This is a genomic window from Pseudomonas sp. IT-232MI5 (assembly GCF_949767845.1).
Taxonomy (GTDB): domain Bacteria; phylum Pseudomonadota; class Gammaproteobacteria; order Pseudomonadales; family Pseudomonadaceae; genus Aquipseudomonas.
This window is the reverse complement of the sequence record NZ_CATKQE010000061.1, coordinates 194,551-210,803: the sequence shown is the minus strand read 5'-3', so window position 1 is coordinate 210,803 and position 16,253 is coordinate 194,551. Positions and strand designations below refer to the sequence as shown.

The 16,253-nt window shown below is 60.1% G+C and carries 15 protein-coding genes; 12 read left to right on the top strand and 3 right to left on the bottom strand.

Features of this window, described 5'->3' with window-relative positions:
* Positions 1-40 precede the first annotated feature (40 nt).
* The 3 genes from ACM6JQ_RS28905 to ACM6JQ_RS28895 all read right to left on the bottom strand — a co-directional run bounded on the left by ACM6JQ_RS28905 (position 41) and on the right by ACM6JQ_RS28895 (position 4,471).
* Positions 41-2,071 (bottom strand): hypothetical protein, encoded by a 2,031-nt coding sequence (locus tag ACM6JQ_RS28905; RefSeq protein ID WP_414895085.1) that lies wholly within the window; start codon positions 2,069-2,071, stop codon positions 41-43.
* 350 nt (positions 2,072-2,421) lie between these two features.
* Positions 2,422-3,738: a bifunctional DedA family/phosphatase PAP2 family protein gene (locus ACM6JQ_RS28900; RefSeq protein WP_007909586.1), complete on the bottom strand. Its 1,317-nt coding sequence runs from the start codon at positions 3,736-3,738 to the stop codon at positions 2,422-2,424.
* Positions 3,739-3,775: 37 nt separating this feature from the next.
* On the bottom strand, positions 3,776-4,471 hold the full coding sequence (locus tag ACM6JQ_RS28895) for a DNA-3-methyladenine glycosylase (protein ID WP_007909587.1): 696 nt from the start codon (positions 4,469-4,471) through the stop codon (positions 3,776-3,778).
* Between the two features lie 177 nt (positions 4,472-4,648).
* Between ACM6JQ_RS28895 and ACM6JQ_RS28890 the strand changes: the two genes are divergently transcribed.
* The 12 genes from ACM6JQ_RS28890 (at position 4,649) to lipA (ending at position 16,108) form a co-directional block, all read left to right on the top strand.
* Positions 4,649-5,920, top strand: coding sequence for a glutamate-5-semialdehyde dehydrogenase (locus ACM6JQ_RS28890; RefSeq protein WP_095114093.1), 1,272 nt, complete (start codon positions 4,649-4,651; stop codon positions 5,918-5,920).
* Positions 5,889-6,611, top strand: coding sequence for a nicotinate-nucleotide adenylyltransferase (nadD, locus tag ACM6JQ_RS28885; RefSeq protein WP_007909589.1), 723 nt, complete (start codon positions 5,889-5,891; stop codon positions 6,609-6,611). The genes ACM6JQ_RS28890 and nadD overlap by 32 nt, the downstream gene beginning before the upstream one ends.
* A gap of 72 nt (positions 6,612-6,683) precedes the next feature.
* Positions 6,684-7,175 (top strand): ribosome silencing factor, encoded by a 492-nt coding sequence (gene rsfS / locus ACM6JQ_RS28880; RefSeq protein ID WP_007909591.1) that lies wholly within the window; start codon positions 6,684-6,686, stop codon positions 7,173-7,175.
* A gap of 9 nt (positions 7,176-7,184) precedes the next feature.
* On the top strand, positions 7,185-7,652 hold the full coding sequence (rlmH, locus tag ACM6JQ_RS28875; protein WP_003185785.1) for a 23S rRNA (pseudouridine(1915)-N(3))-methyltransferase RlmH: 468 nt from the start codon (positions 7,185-7,187) through the stop codon (positions 7,650-7,652).
* Positions 7,653-7,662: 10 nt separating this feature from the next.
* Positions 7,663-9,558 (top strand): penicillin-binding protein 2, encoded by a 1,896-nt coding sequence (mrdA, locus tag ACM6JQ_RS28870; RefSeq protein WP_007909593.1) that lies wholly within the window; start codon positions 7,663-7,665, stop codon positions 9,556-9,558.
* 31 nt (positions 9,559-9,589) lie between these two features.
* Positions 9,590-10,693 (top strand): rod shape-determining protein RodA, encoded by a 1,104-nt coding sequence (gene rodA / locus ACM6JQ_RS28865; RefSeq protein ID WP_042704880.1) that lies wholly within the window; start codon positions 9,590-9,592, stop codon positions 10,691-10,693.
* Between the two features lie 17 nt (positions 10,694-10,710).
* Positions 10,711-11,721, top strand: a complete 1,011-nt coding sequence (gene mltB, locus ACM6JQ_RS28860) for a lytic murein transglycosylase B (protein ID WP_007909597.1) — start codon at positions 10,711-10,713, stop codon at positions 11,719-11,721.
* The gene (locus ACM6JQ_RS28855) at positions 11,721-12,731 is read left to right on the top strand and encodes a septal ring lytic transglycosylase RlpA family protein (protein ID WP_007909599.1); all 1,011 of its coding nucleotides are present in this window, start codon (positions 11,721-11,723) and stop codon (positions 12,729-12,731) included. Before mltB ends, ACM6JQ_RS28855 begins: the two co-directional genes overlap by 1 nt.
* A 187-nt stretch (positions 12,732-12,918) precedes the next feature.
* The gene (locus tag ACM6JQ_RS28850; protein ID WP_007909601.1) at positions 12,919-14,076 is read left to right on the top strand and encodes a D-alanyl-D-alanine carboxypeptidase family protein; all 1,158 of its coding nucleotides are present in this window, start codon (positions 12,919-12,921) and stop codon (positions 14,074-14,076) included.
* An 85-nt stretch (positions 14,077-14,161) separates the two neighbouring features.
* Positions 14,162-14,437 carry a DUF493 domain-containing protein gene (locus ACM6JQ_RS28845; protein ID WP_007909603.1) on the top strand — a complete coding sequence of 92 codons (276 nt, stop codon included), beginning with the start codon at positions 14,162-14,164 and terminating at the stop codon, positions 14,435-14,437.
* Positions 14,437-15,084: a lipoyl(octanoyl) transferase LipB gene (gene lipB, locus ACM6JQ_RS28840; RefSeq protein WP_008087909.1), complete on the top strand. Its 648-nt coding sequence runs from the start codon at positions 14,437-14,439 to the stop codon at positions 15,082-15,084. Before ACM6JQ_RS28845 ends, lipB begins: the two co-directional genes overlap by 1 nt.
* A 25-nt stretch (positions 15,085-15,109) precedes the next feature.
* Positions 15,110-16,108, top strand: coding sequence for a lipoyl synthase (lipA, locus tag ACM6JQ_RS28835; RefSeq protein WP_162130178.1), 999 nt, complete (start codon positions 15,110-15,112; stop codon positions 16,106-16,108).
* Positions 16,109-16,253: the final 145 nt, after the last annotated feature.

Sequence of the window (16,253 nt, the reverse complement as noted above, 5' to 3'; positions counted from 1 at the left end):
TTAATGTAAAGCCCATGGATCCGGTGTCCTTACCGGCGTATCACTGGCCTTGAGTTGGTGGTTTGTCCGTTTCGGGCCAAGTGATGTCGTAGGCGAATTCGTTGCCGTTGCCGGACAGTCTGAGCACGGGCTTGCCTGCGGCCTCGACCTGGTCGATCAGCAGGTCGTATTCGAATTTGTTGGCGTGCCCGGCATGGGTGGCGGCCTCGATCCGTTCAGCGCGATCTCCGGCCTGGTACCTGATGTTGTCGACTTTCACCCCTTTGGTCAGGGCGGTGTTCAATAGCCAGACGCGGTCGGCATTCAGCCCGCTTCGGGTGACCGAAATCAGCCCTTCGAAATCATCGGAGGGAAACCAGGTCGTGGAGGTATCGCGGGCCGCTGAGTTGAAGCGAATGTTTTCTTCATGGGGGACCACCTCAAGACGGCGGGTGTCAAGCGCATACAGAAACATGACTGTCTGGCGCGTACGTGTGGACTCGTAGTGACGATCGTGATCCCACGGGATCGGGCTTGTGGCTTCGGACCACTCGGAAGACGAGGTACTTGGCGTGTCACTGGCATCGCTGTCTGTGGCCTGGCCGTCATCGTCCCCTCCCGGGTGCTTGTTGGTCTGGCTGTTGAAGCGCAAGTACTCGGGGTCGGGTGCCCGGGCATATACCTGACCTTCATTCAGGCTGAAGGTGGCGCTCATCGGCTTGTGAGTCGTCGCGCCGGGTTCGTGGTGGTAGCGCGGGAGCATCGCCTCGTCATTGGCGAGTTCGAAAGGCGTACGATCATCGCCGCGGAACAGGGCCGGCACGTCCGTGCGGTACAGGCAATTGTTCTGGTTGCGCTGATAACCGAGTTTATTCAGCAGTGCTTCGAGCACTTCAGGGGGCATGCTGGCTTTGGGGTTGTACCAGTCATGTTGAGCACCGCGTTTGAGATTGAGTTCTTCGCTCGCGTCCCGACTCAGTTGCTCCAGACGCTGCGGGTTATCGAGGTTCTCTGTCAGGTGCTTGTGTTTCTGAGCCCATTGCGGGATGGCCAGTTCGCTGAGCAGGTCATCTCGCAAGCGCGTCAATTGACTCGGCAGCAAGTTGTAGGACTGCAGTAGGGTTTCGCGCTGCTGGAGATTCATGTCGGGATGTAGCCAGCGCAGGGAGTCGCCCAGCAAATCGGTGAGCGGATTGTTCGTGGCCACGGATTCGACCCACTGCGGCGGTTTGCCAAGTGCTTGGGCTTCAGTTCGAAATCGCACGATCTCCTGACCATGAATGCCGTATGTCTGCCAGATCTCGTGATCGGTCCAGTGCTTTAACAGGGCGTGTTGTGCGCCGAATCCGGCGGCGGGTGGATCGACTTGAACCCAGTTGCCGAATTGATCCCTGAAGGCAAATTGTATGTCGGCGCTGTGGCGATCGAGAGACGGTTTGAGTTCGTAATAGCCCTGAGGGTCCGGTGAGCGCGGTGTTGCCGCGTAATGGCTTTGGTTGAGATAGGCGGGGGCGGGGCGCGGTCGCTTGGCAACGGGAGCAAGACCGGAGTGCTCGGCCGTTGGCAGGGCGGGGCGCTTTGTCGATAGCGCGGGCTCTGAGGGGCGTTCTGTCAGGCGCCAGGTCGCCTGGCCTTCGTTTTTGTAAAGCCGCGGGCCGGACGGCACGCGTTCGAACAGCGACTTGCTTCGATAGTGGCCCGCTTCATCAAGGCCGACGTGGGTGGTTTGCAGGCCACCTGCATATTCGACGTCGACAAACTGGCGATTGACGATCCAGTGGAAACCGTTGTCGTCAGCCGGTCGCATGCCTACCAGAAATTCATCGGAAAGCCAGTAGCTTTCCACCGAACCGTCATTCGCGAGATGGGCCGGATTTTGCGTCGGCATGGCATGAATGACCACGGAGGGGGGAGTGATGCTCTGCGAAGTTGAATGCGTGCCGGTGGGGCGAGCGGGATCCGATGGGTGCGCAAAACCCGGCAATCGGTAGGCTGGCGGAACGCCCGGAGCAACGTGCTGATGGTGTAGGGAGACCGGATCAGGTTGTTGCGAGGAAGACAGGGGCGGTTTGCGGGGAATCTTCGGACTCATGGAATGCTCGAAATAATATTAAAGAGTTTAAAAGCCTGATGTAAGTGGTGAAATTTTTGTAACAGCAATGCGGCCCGTCGAATTGAAGTTGAAGGGGTGAGTTTGACGGGTTTTAATGTTTGTGAATTTAATCTAGCGCATTTTCGGCGTGGCGAAAGTTATTGTTGTTCTAATTCTTGTTGGAAGTGTAACTTTTGTTATAGCGTCTTTTAAATGTATGAAGTTGTCGGTTGGTCAGGCGGGAAGTTTTACCGGCTGCGAGAAAGTTTGAATGGGAGAAGTGCGCCGCTCATGTCGGAAGTTTCTTAAAAGAGCAGCGCGAAGGAAATAAGCCTTGTGTATTGCCTCGTTCAATAGGCGTAACGCAACAGCGTATGAGGCAGATGCCTGAGGACGAAAAAGCCAAACAGCGCCAACATGGCCGGCAAGATCAACCACCAGATCTTGTACGGCATGGGATTGAGTGCGGTTTTGCGTTGACTCAGCCACAGGGCGGCAGCGCAGACACAGGCGGCGAGCATAGCGCCGGCCAATACGTCGGTTGGCCAGTGAGCCCCCAGATAGACCCGCGACAGTGCGATGGAAAGAGCCGGAATACAGGCGATCAGCAACCAGGTCAGGCGCATGCGTGGCGGCTGGCCACGGCCGGCGAGTACTGCCAGGGTCAGAAACAGCGCGAACGAACCTGAGGCATGGCCACTGGGCATGCTGTAGGTGGTCAATGGATCGGTCAGCACTTCCGGGCGCACCCGGGCAAAGAAATATTTGGTTCCGGTGTTGGCCAGTGCGGTCACCAGGAGCGTGCCGCCGACGAAGATCGCCTGGCGCCATTGCCGGCACAGCAGCAACAGACCGGTCAGCAGGGCGCTGAACAACAGCATGTTGCGGAACTCGCCGACCAGGGTCAGCGTGACCGCAATTTCATCCAGCATTGGTTGGCGATGTTCCTGCACCAGCGTCATTACGCCTTGATCGAGCGCGGTCAGGTACGGGTAGCCGATGAACAGGCCAATCAGAATCAACAGGCTCATGCTGCTGATCCAGATCGTCGCGCGGCGGTGCCGGCGCAGGCTGCTGTTGACGCTGAGGCCGACCATCACGGCGATGCTGCCGGCGACAATCCCGGCTTCCAGCCAGAACCCTTCTGGCAATGGCAGGCGGAAGGCCGCGCCGGTGGCCCAGCCCGGCAGCAAATAGGCCAGACTCCAGCCGGCAGCCGCCAGCAGGCTGACAGCGGCGAAACGCGGGAAGGGCATGTCGCACATGCCGGCGACCATGGGCAGCATTGGCCGCAACGGCCCGATGAAGCGGCCGACCAATAGACTGGCGATGCCGTAGCGCTGGAAATACGACTCGGCACCGGCCATCCATTCCGGATGATGCCGTAGCCCCGGCAGGCGTCGAATGTTCTGGTGGAAATGGCGGCCGAGGAAGTACGAAACGGCATCGCCGAGAATCCCGCCGAGGAAACCCAGCAACAGCGTCTCGCTCAGCGAAAGAGCGCCGCTGCCGGCCAGTACGGCGACGGCAAACAGCAGCACGGTGCCCGGCACGATCAAACCGGCAATCGCCAGGCACTCCACAAAGGCAACAATGAACACCGCCACAGCCAGCCATTGTGGATTCGCCGCCAGCCACCCGGTAACGCTATCGAGCCATGGGCCCATACAGAAAAACTCCAATCGTTGATTAACCCTGTGGGGATTACAGCAAGAAATAATCCCGGCCTTCGACCTGACCGCGTCGCAGCGGGTTCCGCGTGCACCATTGCGCATGGTTTGCGTCGACAAAGCGGTACATCAGGTGTTCGTCGCGGCCGCGGGGAATGCCCAGGCGGGTGGTTTGAATGATGTGCGAAGGTGCCGGCCCGGTGTCTTCTACCAGAAGGACTTCATGATCGAAACGCTTGGCGTCCCACACTGGCACTTTCAGTCCCAACGCTTTGCACAAGAGGGTTTGCCCGGCGCACAGTTTTTGCGAAGGACGCGCACGTCCCTGTGCGTCGGGATTGTTCAGCAGCATTTGCGCCAGACTCGCCGGCCCGCTGACTTCATCGACCCACGGATAGGCGGATTTGATCAGTACCGCATTGCCCGGCCCCTGCGCGCTGAAGTTCAGCGAATCACCGCCTCGGGCGTAATACATATAGATGTGACCGCCATCCAGAAACAAAGCCTTACGTTTTTCTGTGTAGCCCAACGAGGCATGGCTGCCTTTTTCGGCACAGTAATAGGCTTCGGTTTCGATGATTCGCGCGCTCAGCCACAGATCGCCAACCCGGTGCCGGATGACTTTGCCGAGCAGGTCCTGCGCCAGCACTTGCGCATCTCGGTCGAAAAAGGCGTCGGGCAGCCCCAGCGGCAGGCGTTCGGCGCGGTTGCGAACGGTCAGATCGGACATGGCAGGCAATGATTATCCAGGCTCAGGAGGTCGTGATGATAACAACGCGTGGCTTAATTGGGCCTGAACACCGGCGAATCCGCGTTCATTTCGACCATCCGCCCGTCACCGCTGTTAGTCCCGGGACGCGACAGCTATAATCTGCCGCTTTCCTCTTTGCCAAGACCCCAGCAGACCATGACTGAGTCCGTTCTTGACTACATGACCCGATTGGGTCGCGCCGCCCGTGAAGCCTCCCGGGTCATCGGCCGTGCCAGCACCGCGCAGAAAAACCGCGCCTTGCAGGCTGCTGCCAATGCCCTGGACGCCGCGCGTGCCGAGCTAGCCGCCGCCAATGAGCAGGATCTGGCTGCCGGCCGCGCCAATGGTCTGGAACCGGCATTGCTGGAGCGTCTGGAACTGACCCCGGCGCGTATCGACGGCATGATCGTCGGTCTGCGTCAGGTCGCTGCACTGCCGGACCCGGTTGGTGCGATCCGCGACATGAGCTTCCGTCCGTCGGGGATTCAGGTCGGCAAAATGCGTGTGCCGCTGGGCGTGATCGGGATCATCTACGAATCCCGGCCAAACGTGACCATCGATGCCGCGAGCCTGTGCCTGAAGTCCGGCAACGCGACCATCCTGCGCGGCGGCTCCGAGGCGATTCATTCCAACCGGGCGATTGCCGCGTGCATTCAACGCGGTCTGGCCGAGGCCGAATTGCCCGCCGCCGTGGTGCAAGTGGTCGAAACCACTGACCGTGCCGCCGTTGGCGCGATGATCACCATGCCCGAGTACGTCGATGTGATCGTGCCGCGCGGTGGCCGTGGCCTGATCGAACGCATCAGTCGCGATGCCCGTGTGCCGGTGATCAAGCATCTGGACGGCATCTGCCACGTTTACGTCAGTGCCCATGCCGACTTGCCGAAAGCCCAACGCATTGCTTTCAACGCCAAGACTTATCGCTACGGTATTTGCGGTGCGATGGAGACATTGCTGGTCGATCAAACTGTTGCCAAGGATTTCCTGCCGTCGATGGCCGCCCAGTTCCGCGAAAAAGGCGTCGAACTGCGTGGTTGCGAACGTACGCGGGCGATCATCGACGCCGTTGCCGCCAGCGAAGACGACTGGAGCACCGAGTATCTGGCGCCGATTTTGTCGATTCGCGTGGTCGACGGTCTGGATCAGGCCATTGAACACATCAACCATTACGGCTCCCATCACACCGACTCGATTGTCAGCGAAAACCTCGCCGACACCCGTCGGTTTGTCGCGGAAGTCGACTCGGCGTCGGTGATGATCAACACCCCGACCTGTTTCGCCGATGGATTTGAATACGGATTGGGTGCCGAGATCGGCATTTCTACTGATAAGCTGCACGCCCGCGGCCCGGTGGGCCTCGAAGGACTGACTTGCGAGAAGTACGTCGTGGTCGGTGATGGCCAGTTGCGCGGCCAGGCGACGGTCTGACTTGACCGACCTCGACCTGACAGCGCCGGCACCCGGCAGCGAGTCCCGCCCTCGGCGCATTGGCGTTCTGGGCGGCACGTTCGATCCGGTGCACATCGGTCATCTGCGCGGTGGGCTGGAAGTTGCCGAAGCGCTGGCGCTCGACGAGTTGCGCCTGATGCCGAACGCGCGCCCGCCCCATCGCGGTACGCCGCAGGTGTCGGCGCAGGATCGGCTGGCGATGGTCGAGTGTGCGGTGGCCGGAATGCCGCCGCTGGTGGTGGACGCCCGCGAATTGCAGCGGGACAAACCGTCCTGGACCATTGATACCCTGGAGTCGATGCGGGCTGAAATGCCCGCCGAGACCCAGGTTTTTCTGCTTTTGGGCTGGGACGCATTTTGCGGCCTGCCCACTTGGCACCGCTGGGAGGAGTTGCTCCAGCATTGCCACATCCTGGTGCTACAGCGCCCGGACGCCGACAGCGAACCGCCGGATGCCTTGCGCAACCTGCTGGCAGCGCGTTCGGTGAGCGACCCGCTGGCCCTGAAAGGGCCGAGCGGACAGATTGCATTCGTCTGGCAGACACCGCTCGCGGTTTCCGCCACCCAGATCCGTCAACTGCTGGCCAGCGGTAAGTCGGTACGTTTCCTGGTGCCCGACGCGGTCCTGGCCTACATCGATGCGCACGGTCTGTACCGTGCGTCGAACTGAGCAAGGCGTGCTTCACTGATACGAATCCACGTATCGCCAAGCCGCCGAATATATGAGCAAAACGAGTTTTATATGACTGACAACGAAAAGAAAGTTAAGCGCAAAGGTACATTCAAGAGCGCTCCGCTGCCTGAGCCGATCAACACCAATGAGCCACTGACTGGCGATCAGCTGGTCAAGCTTGCCGAAGCGGCACTGGAAGACGTCAAGGCGCAAGATATCCAGATCATTGATGTCCGCGACAAGCAGAGCATCACTGACTACATGATCATCGCTACCGGTACGTCCAACCGCCAGATCAACGCGATGCTCGACAAGGTTCGCGAAGAAGTCAAAAAGCAGGGCGCCAAGCCGCTGGGCGAAGAAGGCAAGGGCGACAGCGACTGGGTGCTGTTGGACCTGGACCTGGTGATCGTGCACATGATGACCGCCTCGGCACGTCAGTTCTACGACCTGGAGCGCCTGTGGGCCGGTGCCGAGCAAAGCCGTGCGGCCGACGCCAAGCACCACAGCCCGGAAAACACCCACGAGCACTTCACCAAGCTCAACAAAGACCAGCTGTAAGGGATTGCTGTGCGACTGCGCCTGATCGCCGTCGGTTCACGCATGCCCAAGTGGGTGGAAGAAGGCTGGCATGAATATGCCAAGCGTCTTCCGTCCGAGCTGGCGCTGGAACTGGTGGAAATACCGCTCAATACCCGTGGCAAGAATGCCGACGTGGCCCGTTTCATCCGCCAGGAAGGCGAAGCCATGCTGGCCAAGGTAGGGCCGAACGAGCGGATTGTCACGCTGGAAGTCCACGGCAAACCCTGGAGCACCGAGCAACTGGCGGTCGAACTTGATCGCTGGCGGCTGGATTCGCGCACGGTCAATTTCATGGTTGGTGGCCCGGAAGGGCTGGCGCCGGAAGTCTGTGCCCGGGCCGATCAGCGTTGGTCGTTGTCGCCGCTGACGTTGCCGCACCCACTGGTGCGGATCCTGATCGGCGAACAGTTGTATCGTGCCTGGACCGTGCTGTCCGGTCACCCTTACCACAAGTAATCCAGCCCTCATGTCTCAGCCGATCCGCATCAAGGACCACGAAAAGGACGCACGCCTGGTGCGTAGCCGCGTCGTGTTCGGGGCCATTGCGATCATGTTGCTGATCGGCGTGCTGATCGCGCGCCTGTATTACTTGCAGGTGATCCAGTACGAGTACCACTCGACGCTCTCGGAAAACAACCGCGTCCACGTGCAGCCGATTCCGCCGACCCGTGGGTTGATTTTCGACCGCAACGGCGTGGTGGTGGCGGACAACCGTCCGAGCTTCAGCCTGAGCATGACCCGCGAGCGCTCCGGCGACTGGCAGCAAGTGCTCGACGTTATCGTCGAAGTGCTGGAGCTGACGCCTGAAGACCGGGTTATCTTCGAAAAACGCATGCGTCAGGGGCGCCGGCCGTTCGAGCCGGTGCCGATCCTGTTCGAGCTGAGCGAAGAGCAGATTGCCCGGATCGCGGTGAATCAGTTCCGCCTGCCGGGCGTGGAAGTGGTTGCACAATTGGTTCGTCACTATCCGCAGGGCGCGCATTTTGCGCATTCGGTGGGATACATGGGGCGGATCAACGAGAAAGAGCTGAAGAGCCTCGATCCGGTCAATTACAGCGGCACCCATCACATCGGCAAAACCGGCATCGAGCGTTTCTACGAGCCGGAATTGCACGGTCAGGTCGGTTACGAAGAAGTCGAGACCAACGCCCGTGGCCGCGTACTGCGAGTGCTCAAGCGCACCGATCCGATTCCCGGCAAGGACATCGTCCTGAGCCTGGACATCAAGTTGCAGGAAGCGGCCGAGGCAGCGTTGGGCGGGCGTCGTGGTGCAGTCGTCGCGCTCGATCCAAAGACCGGCGAGGTGCTGGCGATGGTCAGTCAGCCGAGCTTTGACCCGAACCTGTTCGTCACCGGCATCAGCTTCAAGGCCTACGCCGAGTTGCGTGATTCCATCGACCGGCCCTTGTTCAACCGCGTGCTGCGCGGTCTGTATCCGCCGGGTTCGACGATCAAGCCTGCGGTGGCGATTGCCGGTCTTGATTCCGGTGTGGTGACGGCGTCCAGTCGAGTGTTCGACCCGGGCTACTACATGCTGCCCAACTACGATCACAAATACCGTAACTGGAACCGCACGGGCGACGGCTTTGTCGACCTCGACACGGCGATCATGCGGTCCAACGACACCTACTTCTATGACCTGGCGCACAAGCTCGGCATTGATCGGCTCTCGGCCTACATGAACAAGTTCGGCATCGGCCAGAAGGTCTCGCTGGACATGTTCGAAGAATCCCCCGGCCTGATGCCGTCCCGTGAATGGAAGCGGGCGACGCGCAAGCAGGCGTGGTTCCCCGGCGAAACCCTGATCCTCGGGATCGGCCAGGGCTACATGCAATCGACTCCGCTGCAACTGGCCCAGGCGACTGCGCTGGTCGCCAACAAAGGCATCTGGAATCGCCCGCACTTGGCCAAATCCCTCGAAGGGGTGAAGCCGGTGGACGAGAATCCGATGCCGGACATTGTCCTGCGTGATCCGTCGGACTGGACCAAGGTCAATCACGGCATGCAGCAAGTGATGCACGGCGCTCGCGGTACCGCGCGCAAAGCGGCCATCGGCGCGCAATACCGTATCGCCGGCAAATCGGGTACGGCGCAGGTCGTCGCGATCAAGCAGGGCGAGAAGTACGACCGCTCCAAGGTTCAGGAGCGTCACCGCGACCACGCCTTGTTCGTCGGTTTCGCTCCGGCCGATGACCCGCGCATCGTCGTGTCGGTGATGGTCGAGAACGGTGAGTCCGGTTCCGGCGTTGCCGCACCCGTGGTGCGTCAGGTCATGGACGCCTGGCTGCTCGATCAGGACGGACGTTTGAAGGCCGAATACGCCAGCCCAATCAGTGCGGAGGCTACGGCCCGTGATGAATAACTTTGATCGCATGCTCTCCAGTGAGGATGTGATGCGTCGCCGCGCGACGCTGCTGCAAAGACTGCATATCGATGGCCCGTTGCTGATCCTGCTGCTGATCCTCGCCGCCGGCAGCCTGTTCGTGCTGTATTCGGCGAGCGGCAAGAGCTGGGACCTGCTGGCCAAACAGGCGACCTCGTTCGGCATCGGTCTGGTGTCGATGATCGTCATCGCCCAGTTCGAGCCGCGTTTCATGGCGCGCTGGGTGCCGCTTGGTTATGTGATCGGCGTGGTGCTGCTGTTGGTGGTGGACATCATGGGCCACAACGCCATGGGCGCCACACGCTGGATCAACATCCCCGGAGTGATCCGCTTCCAGCCCTCGGAGTTCATGAAAATCCTGATGCCGGCGACCATCGCCTGGTATCTGTCCAAACGCACGTTGCCGCCGCAACTCAAGCACGTCGGCATCAGTTTGATGCTGATCGGCGTGCCGTTCATCCTGATCGTCCGCCAGCCTGATCTCGGTACTTCGCTGCTGATTCTCGCGGGCGGTGCGTTCGTGCTGTTCATGGGCGGGCTGCGCTGGCGCTGGATTCTCAGCGTGCTGGCGGCGGCGATTCCAGTGTCGGTGGCGATGTGGTTTTTCATCATGCACGACTACCAGAAGCAGCGAATCCTGACCTTCCTCGACCCGGAAAGTGATCCGCTCGGCACGGGCTGGAACATCATTCAGTCGAAAGCCGCGATCGGTTCCGGCGGCGTGTTCGGCAAAGGCTGGCTACTCGGCACCCAGTCACACCTGGATTTTCTGCCGGAAAGCCACACCGACTTCATCATTGCCGTACTCGGCGAAGAGTTCGGCCTGGTGGGCATCTGTGCGCTGTTGCTGATCTATCTATTGCTGATCGGCCGAGGACTGGTGATCACCGCTCAGGCCCAGACGCTGTTCGGCAAATTGCTCGCCGGTGCGCTGACCATGACGTTTTTTGTTTACGTTTTCGTCAACATCGGTATGGTCAGTGGCCTGTTGCCGGTCGTAGGGGTGCCGTTGCCGTTCATTAGCTACGGAGGAACTTCGCTGGTGACGCTGCTGTCAGCGTTTGGGGTTTTGATGTCGATCCATACCCATCGCAAGTGGATCGCACAGGTTTGAATAAGGTGAAGAGTTCAATGCAAGTAATGCGTGGCTGGGCGACTCGATGCGCGCCGCTGGTTGGCCTGATGGGCCTGCTGGGCAGTGTGCAGGAAGCGCTGGCTGGCGAATACGAAGGCTCGCCTCAGGTGGCCGAGTTCGTCGGTGAAATGACCCGCGACTATGGTTTCGCCGGTGAGCAATTGATGGCGGTGTTCCGCGAGGCTCAGCGTAAACAGGCGATTCTCGACGCCATTTCCAGACCTGCCGAGCGCGTGAAGCAGTGGAAAGAATACCGCCCGATGTTCATCACCGACGCGCGTATCGCCCGTGGTGTGGATTTCTGGCGTCAGCATGAGGCCACGCTGGCCCGTGCCGAGCAGGAATACGGCGTACCGGCACAAGTCATCGTGTCGATCATCGGCGTTGAAACCTTTTTCGGACGTAATACCGGTAATTACCGGGTGATCGATGCCTTGTCGACGCTCGGTTTCGACTATCCTCCCCGTGCCGAATTTTTCCGCAAGGAACTGCGTGAGTTCCTGCTGCTGGCGCGTGAAGAACAGGTCGATCCATTGACCCTCAAAGGCTCGTACGCCGGGGCCATGGGCCTGCCGCAGTTCATGCCGAGCAGCTTTCGTGCGTATGCGGTGGATTTCGACGGTGACGGCCACATCAATATCTGGAACAACCCGGATGATGCGATTGGCAGCGTAGCGAGCTATTTCAAACGTCATGGCTGGGTTGCCGGTGAGCCGGTAGTCAGCCGTGCCGATGTGCGTGGCGAGCAGGTTGATGAAGGCCTGACCACCGGCATCGAGCCGACGAAAACCGTTGGAGAGTTGCGGGTGCTGGGCTGGTCAAGTCATGATGCGCTGCGCGATGATATGCCGGTGACTGCATTTCGCCTCGAAGGCGACAACGGCCCTGAATACTGGATGGGCCTGAAGAATTTCTACGCGATCACGCGTTATAACCGCAGCGTGATGTACGCCATGGCCGTACATCAACTGTCTGAACAGCTGGTACAAGCACGGGGCGTCAAGTAATGCGGGCATTGCCTAACAATAAACCCCTGAAGCTGGTGGCATTCGCTGCGTTGGCGGTATTGGTCGCCAGTTGCACGACCAGCCGTTCCCCGACGCCGAAAACCTCCAATACCGCTGTGCGAGCACAGCCGGGTCTGGATATCAACCGCGCGCACAAAGATGGCGCGCCGTGGTGGGACGTCGATGTTTCGCGCATTCCTGATGCCACACCAACCCTGCACACCGGTCCGTACAAGGCCAACCCGTACACCGTACTGGGCAAAACCTACTTCCCGTTGCAGGAATCCAAGACCTACGTCGCCTCCGGCACGGCGTCCTGGTATGGCACCAAGTTTCACGGCCAGAACACCGCCAATGGCGAGGTTTACGACCTGTACGGCATGAGTGCCGCGCACAAGACATTGCCACTGCCAAGTTACGTTCGGGTGACCAACCTGGACAACAACCGCACGGTGATCCTGCGCGTCAACGACCGTGGGCCGTTCTATTCCGATCGCATCATCGACTTGTCGTACGCCGCCGCGAAAAAACTCGGTTACGCCGAAACCGGTACTGCGCGCGTCAAGGTTGAAGGCATCGATCCGCAGCAATACTGGGCCGCCAAGGGCCGTCCGGCACCGTTGATGCTCAACGAGCCACAGGTCGCGCAGAACAGCGCTCCGGTGATCACGGCTTCGGCTGGCACCGTCGAGCAATGGACGCCACCGCCGCAGCAACATGCCTCCGACACCGTCCCCGTGCCGATGAGTGCAAAAAAAAACGCTTCTGCAACAGCAACTGGCCAGTATCTGCAGGTGGGCGCGTTCGCCAACCCGGACGCTGCAGAACTCCTGAGGTCGAAGCTCAGCGGGATGGTGAGCGCTCCGGTGTTCATCAGTTCGATCGTGCGCAATCAGCAGACCCTGCACAGGGTGCGACTGGGGCCGATCGGCTCGCCGGGTGAAATTGCCCAGGTGCAGAACAGCGTGCGCCTGGCCAACCTTGGTTCGCCAAGTGTGGTCACCGAGTAATACGTAGAACTTGATTGACGGTTCACTTGCAGTATTGGGGGGTGAACCAGGTTGTTGGCTCGTCGAAGAACAAAAGCCCGGCAAGGGTGACTGGAGTGAGCAACTGAACACGCGATGGCTCGTTAGAAAGTCATCTGATTAAATTTTGTCCGCAAGGACAGTTTCCATTAGCGATTTCGAGAGACGGATGAACATCACCACCTTTGCCAAACGCCTGTGTCTGCTAGTCCCGCTGCTCCTCTCGCCAGCCGCCTTCGCGGCCGAGATGATGCCGTCGCCACCGCAACTGGCCGCCAAAGCCTACGTCCTGATGGATGCCAGCAGCGGCAACGTGCTGGTCGAGAACAATGGCGACCAGCGTCTGCCACCGGCCAGCCTGACCAAGCTGATGACCGCGTACATCGCGACCCTGGAAATCCGTCGTGGCCAGATCGGTGAAAACGATCCGGTGACCGTCAGCGAAAACGCCTGGCGTACCGGCGGTTCGCGGATGTTCATCAAAGTCGGCTCGCAGGTCACTGTCAGCGACCTGCTGCACGGCATCATCATCCAGTCCGGCAACGACGCCAGCGTCGCGCTGTCCGAGCACATCGCCGGCAGCGAAGACGCGTTCGCCGACCTGATGAACAAGACAGTCGCTGATCTGGGCATGACCAATTCCCACTTCATGAACCCGACCGGTCTGCCAAACCCTGAGCACTACTCGTCGGCTCACGACATGGCGATCCTGGCCCGTGCGATCATCCACGAAGACCCGGCTCACTATGCGATCTACTCGCAGAAAGAGTTCTTCTGGAACGGCATCAAGCAGCCTAACCGCAACCTGCTGCTGTGGCGCGACAAGACCGTCGACGGTCTGAAAACCGGTCACACCGACGAAGCCGGCTACTGCATGGTGTCCTCGGCTGTACGTGACGGCCAGCGCCTGATCGCCGTGGTGTTCGGCACCAACAGCGAGGTGGCTCGCGCCGCTGAAACCCAGAAGCTGCTGACTTACGGCTTCCGCTTCTTCGAAACCCAGACCTTCTATCAGAAGGGCACCGAACTGGCTCAGGCCCCGGTGTGGAAAGGCACCACCAATCAAGTCAAGGCCGGCCTGGCTGAAGACCTGACCATGACCCTGCCAAAAGGCCAGCTGAAAAAGCTTGCTGCGAGCATGACCATGAACCCGCAACTGACCGCGCCAATCGCCAAGGGCGACGTGATCGGTAAAGTCGAAGTCAAACTGGAAGACAAGGTCGTGCACAGCGCCGACCTGATCGCTCTGGATGGCGTCGAGGAGGGTGGTATCTTCCGCCGCATGTGGGATAGCATCCGTCTATTCTTCTACGGCTTGTTCAACTGATTTGTGTTGACCTGCATGGCCCCGCCCCGATCCGGTGCGGGGCCATGTGCGTTACCACGGCTTGCGCTCTAGAGGCCGTTACGCCATGACCGATACCGAAGTAAAGGCGCCAAAGATCGAATTTCCCCAGGTTGATTATCCCGTTAAGGTGATCAGCGATACCGGCGTTGGCAACAAAGACAAGATCATCGACATCGTCAAGAAACACGCGACCATCAATGATGAACGCATCGACGAGCGTCAAAGCACCAACGGCAAATACACCACCATTCAGTTGCACATCGTCGCGACCGATCAGGATCAGCTGTACAACATCAACAGCGAACTGCGGGCGACCGGCTTCGTGCACATGGTGTTGTGATGCCGGGCACGCTGGGCTTTCGTGAGCTCGGCCAGATGGCTTACGAGCCGGTCTGGCATGCCATGCAACGTTTTACCAACGAACGCGGCAGCGATGCCGCCGACGAAATCTGGCTCGTCGAACACCCGCCGGTGTTCACTCAGGGCCAGGCCGGCAAGGCCGAACACCTGTTGCTACCGGGCGATATCCCGGTAGTGCAGGTCGATCGCGGCGGGCAGGTGACTTATCATGGTCCCGGCCAGTTGGTGGCCTACCTGCTGCTGGATGTACGCAAGCTGGGTTTCGGCGTGCGTGATCTGGTCAGCCGCATGGAGCTTTGCCTGATCGAACTGCTGGCCAGTTACGGGGTAACCGCAGCGGCCAAGCCAGACGCTCCCGGCGTGTACGTCGACGGGGCGAAAATCGCTTCTCTGGGTTTGCGGATTCGCCACGGTTGTTCCTTTCATGGCCTGGCCCTGAACGTGGATATGAACCTGGAACCGTTTCGACGGATTAATCCCTGCGGCTACGCCGGGCTGGCGATGACCCAGCTGAGCGACCACGCAGGATCGATTGAATTTGCCGAGGTAAGTGCCCGGCTGCGTGCGCAGCTCGTCAAACACCTCGACTATGCTGAGCAGACGACCCTGACGGGCGGAATCGACTGATATGACTACTGATGCAGTGCAAACCATGATCCCGACGCTCGACGTGACCGAGCGCCCGGCCCCGCGTCCCAAGGTAGAAGCCGGCGTCAAGCTGCGCGGTGCCGAGAAGGTTGCACGCATCCCGGTAAAGATCATTCCGACCACCGAGCTGCCGAAGAAACCTGACTGGATTCGTGTACGTATCCCGGTTTCGCCGGAAGTCGACCGGATCAAGAGCCTGCTGCGCAAACACAAACTGCACAGCGTCTGCGAAGAAGCGTCCTGCCCGAACCTCGGCGAGTGCTTCTCCGGTGGCACCGCGACCTTCATGATTATGGGTGACATCTGCACCCGTCGCTGCCCGTTCTGCGACGTTGGCCACGGCCGTCCGAAGCCATTGGACGTCAACGAGCCGGAAAGCCTGGCCATCGCCATCGCTGACCTTAAGCTCAAGTACGTGGTGATCACCTCGGTTGACCGCGACGACCTGCGTGACGGCGGTGCCCAGCACTTTGCCGACTGCATCCGCGAAATCCGCAAACTGTCGCCGAACGTGCAGCTGGAAACCCTGGTTCCGGACTACCGTGGCCGCATGGACGTCGCCCTGGAAATCACCGCCGCCGAGCCGCCGGATGTGTTCAACCACAACCTGGAAACCGTGCCACGTCTGTACAAGGCTGCGCGTCCGGGTTCGGATTACCAGTGGTCGCTGACCCTGCTGCAACGCTTCAAGCAGATGATGCCGCACATTCCGACCAAATCCGGCCTGATGCTGGGTCTGGGCGAGACCGACGACGAAGTCATCGAAGTCATGAAACGCATGCGCGAACACGACATCGACATGCTGACCCTGGGCCAGTACCTGCAGCCGTCGCGCAGCCACTTGCCGGTGCAGCGTTTCGTGCACCCGGACACCTTCGCCTGGTTCGCCGAGGAAGGTTACAAGATGGGCTTCAAGAACGTTGCCTCGGGCCCGCTGGTGCGATCTTCGTACCATGCCGACGAGCAAGCGAAGTTGGTCAAGGCTGAGCTGCTGGGTTCCTGATCCGGCGCTGAATGAAAAACTGCCCGCCGAGGTTTAACGCCCGGCGGGCATTTTTTTGCCCGTCTTACATTCGATGCTGATTTTTCCTGCAACCTGCGGCGTGGCCGACCCTCTTCTGTTTGCCGCCGTTCCTGACTACTGTGTG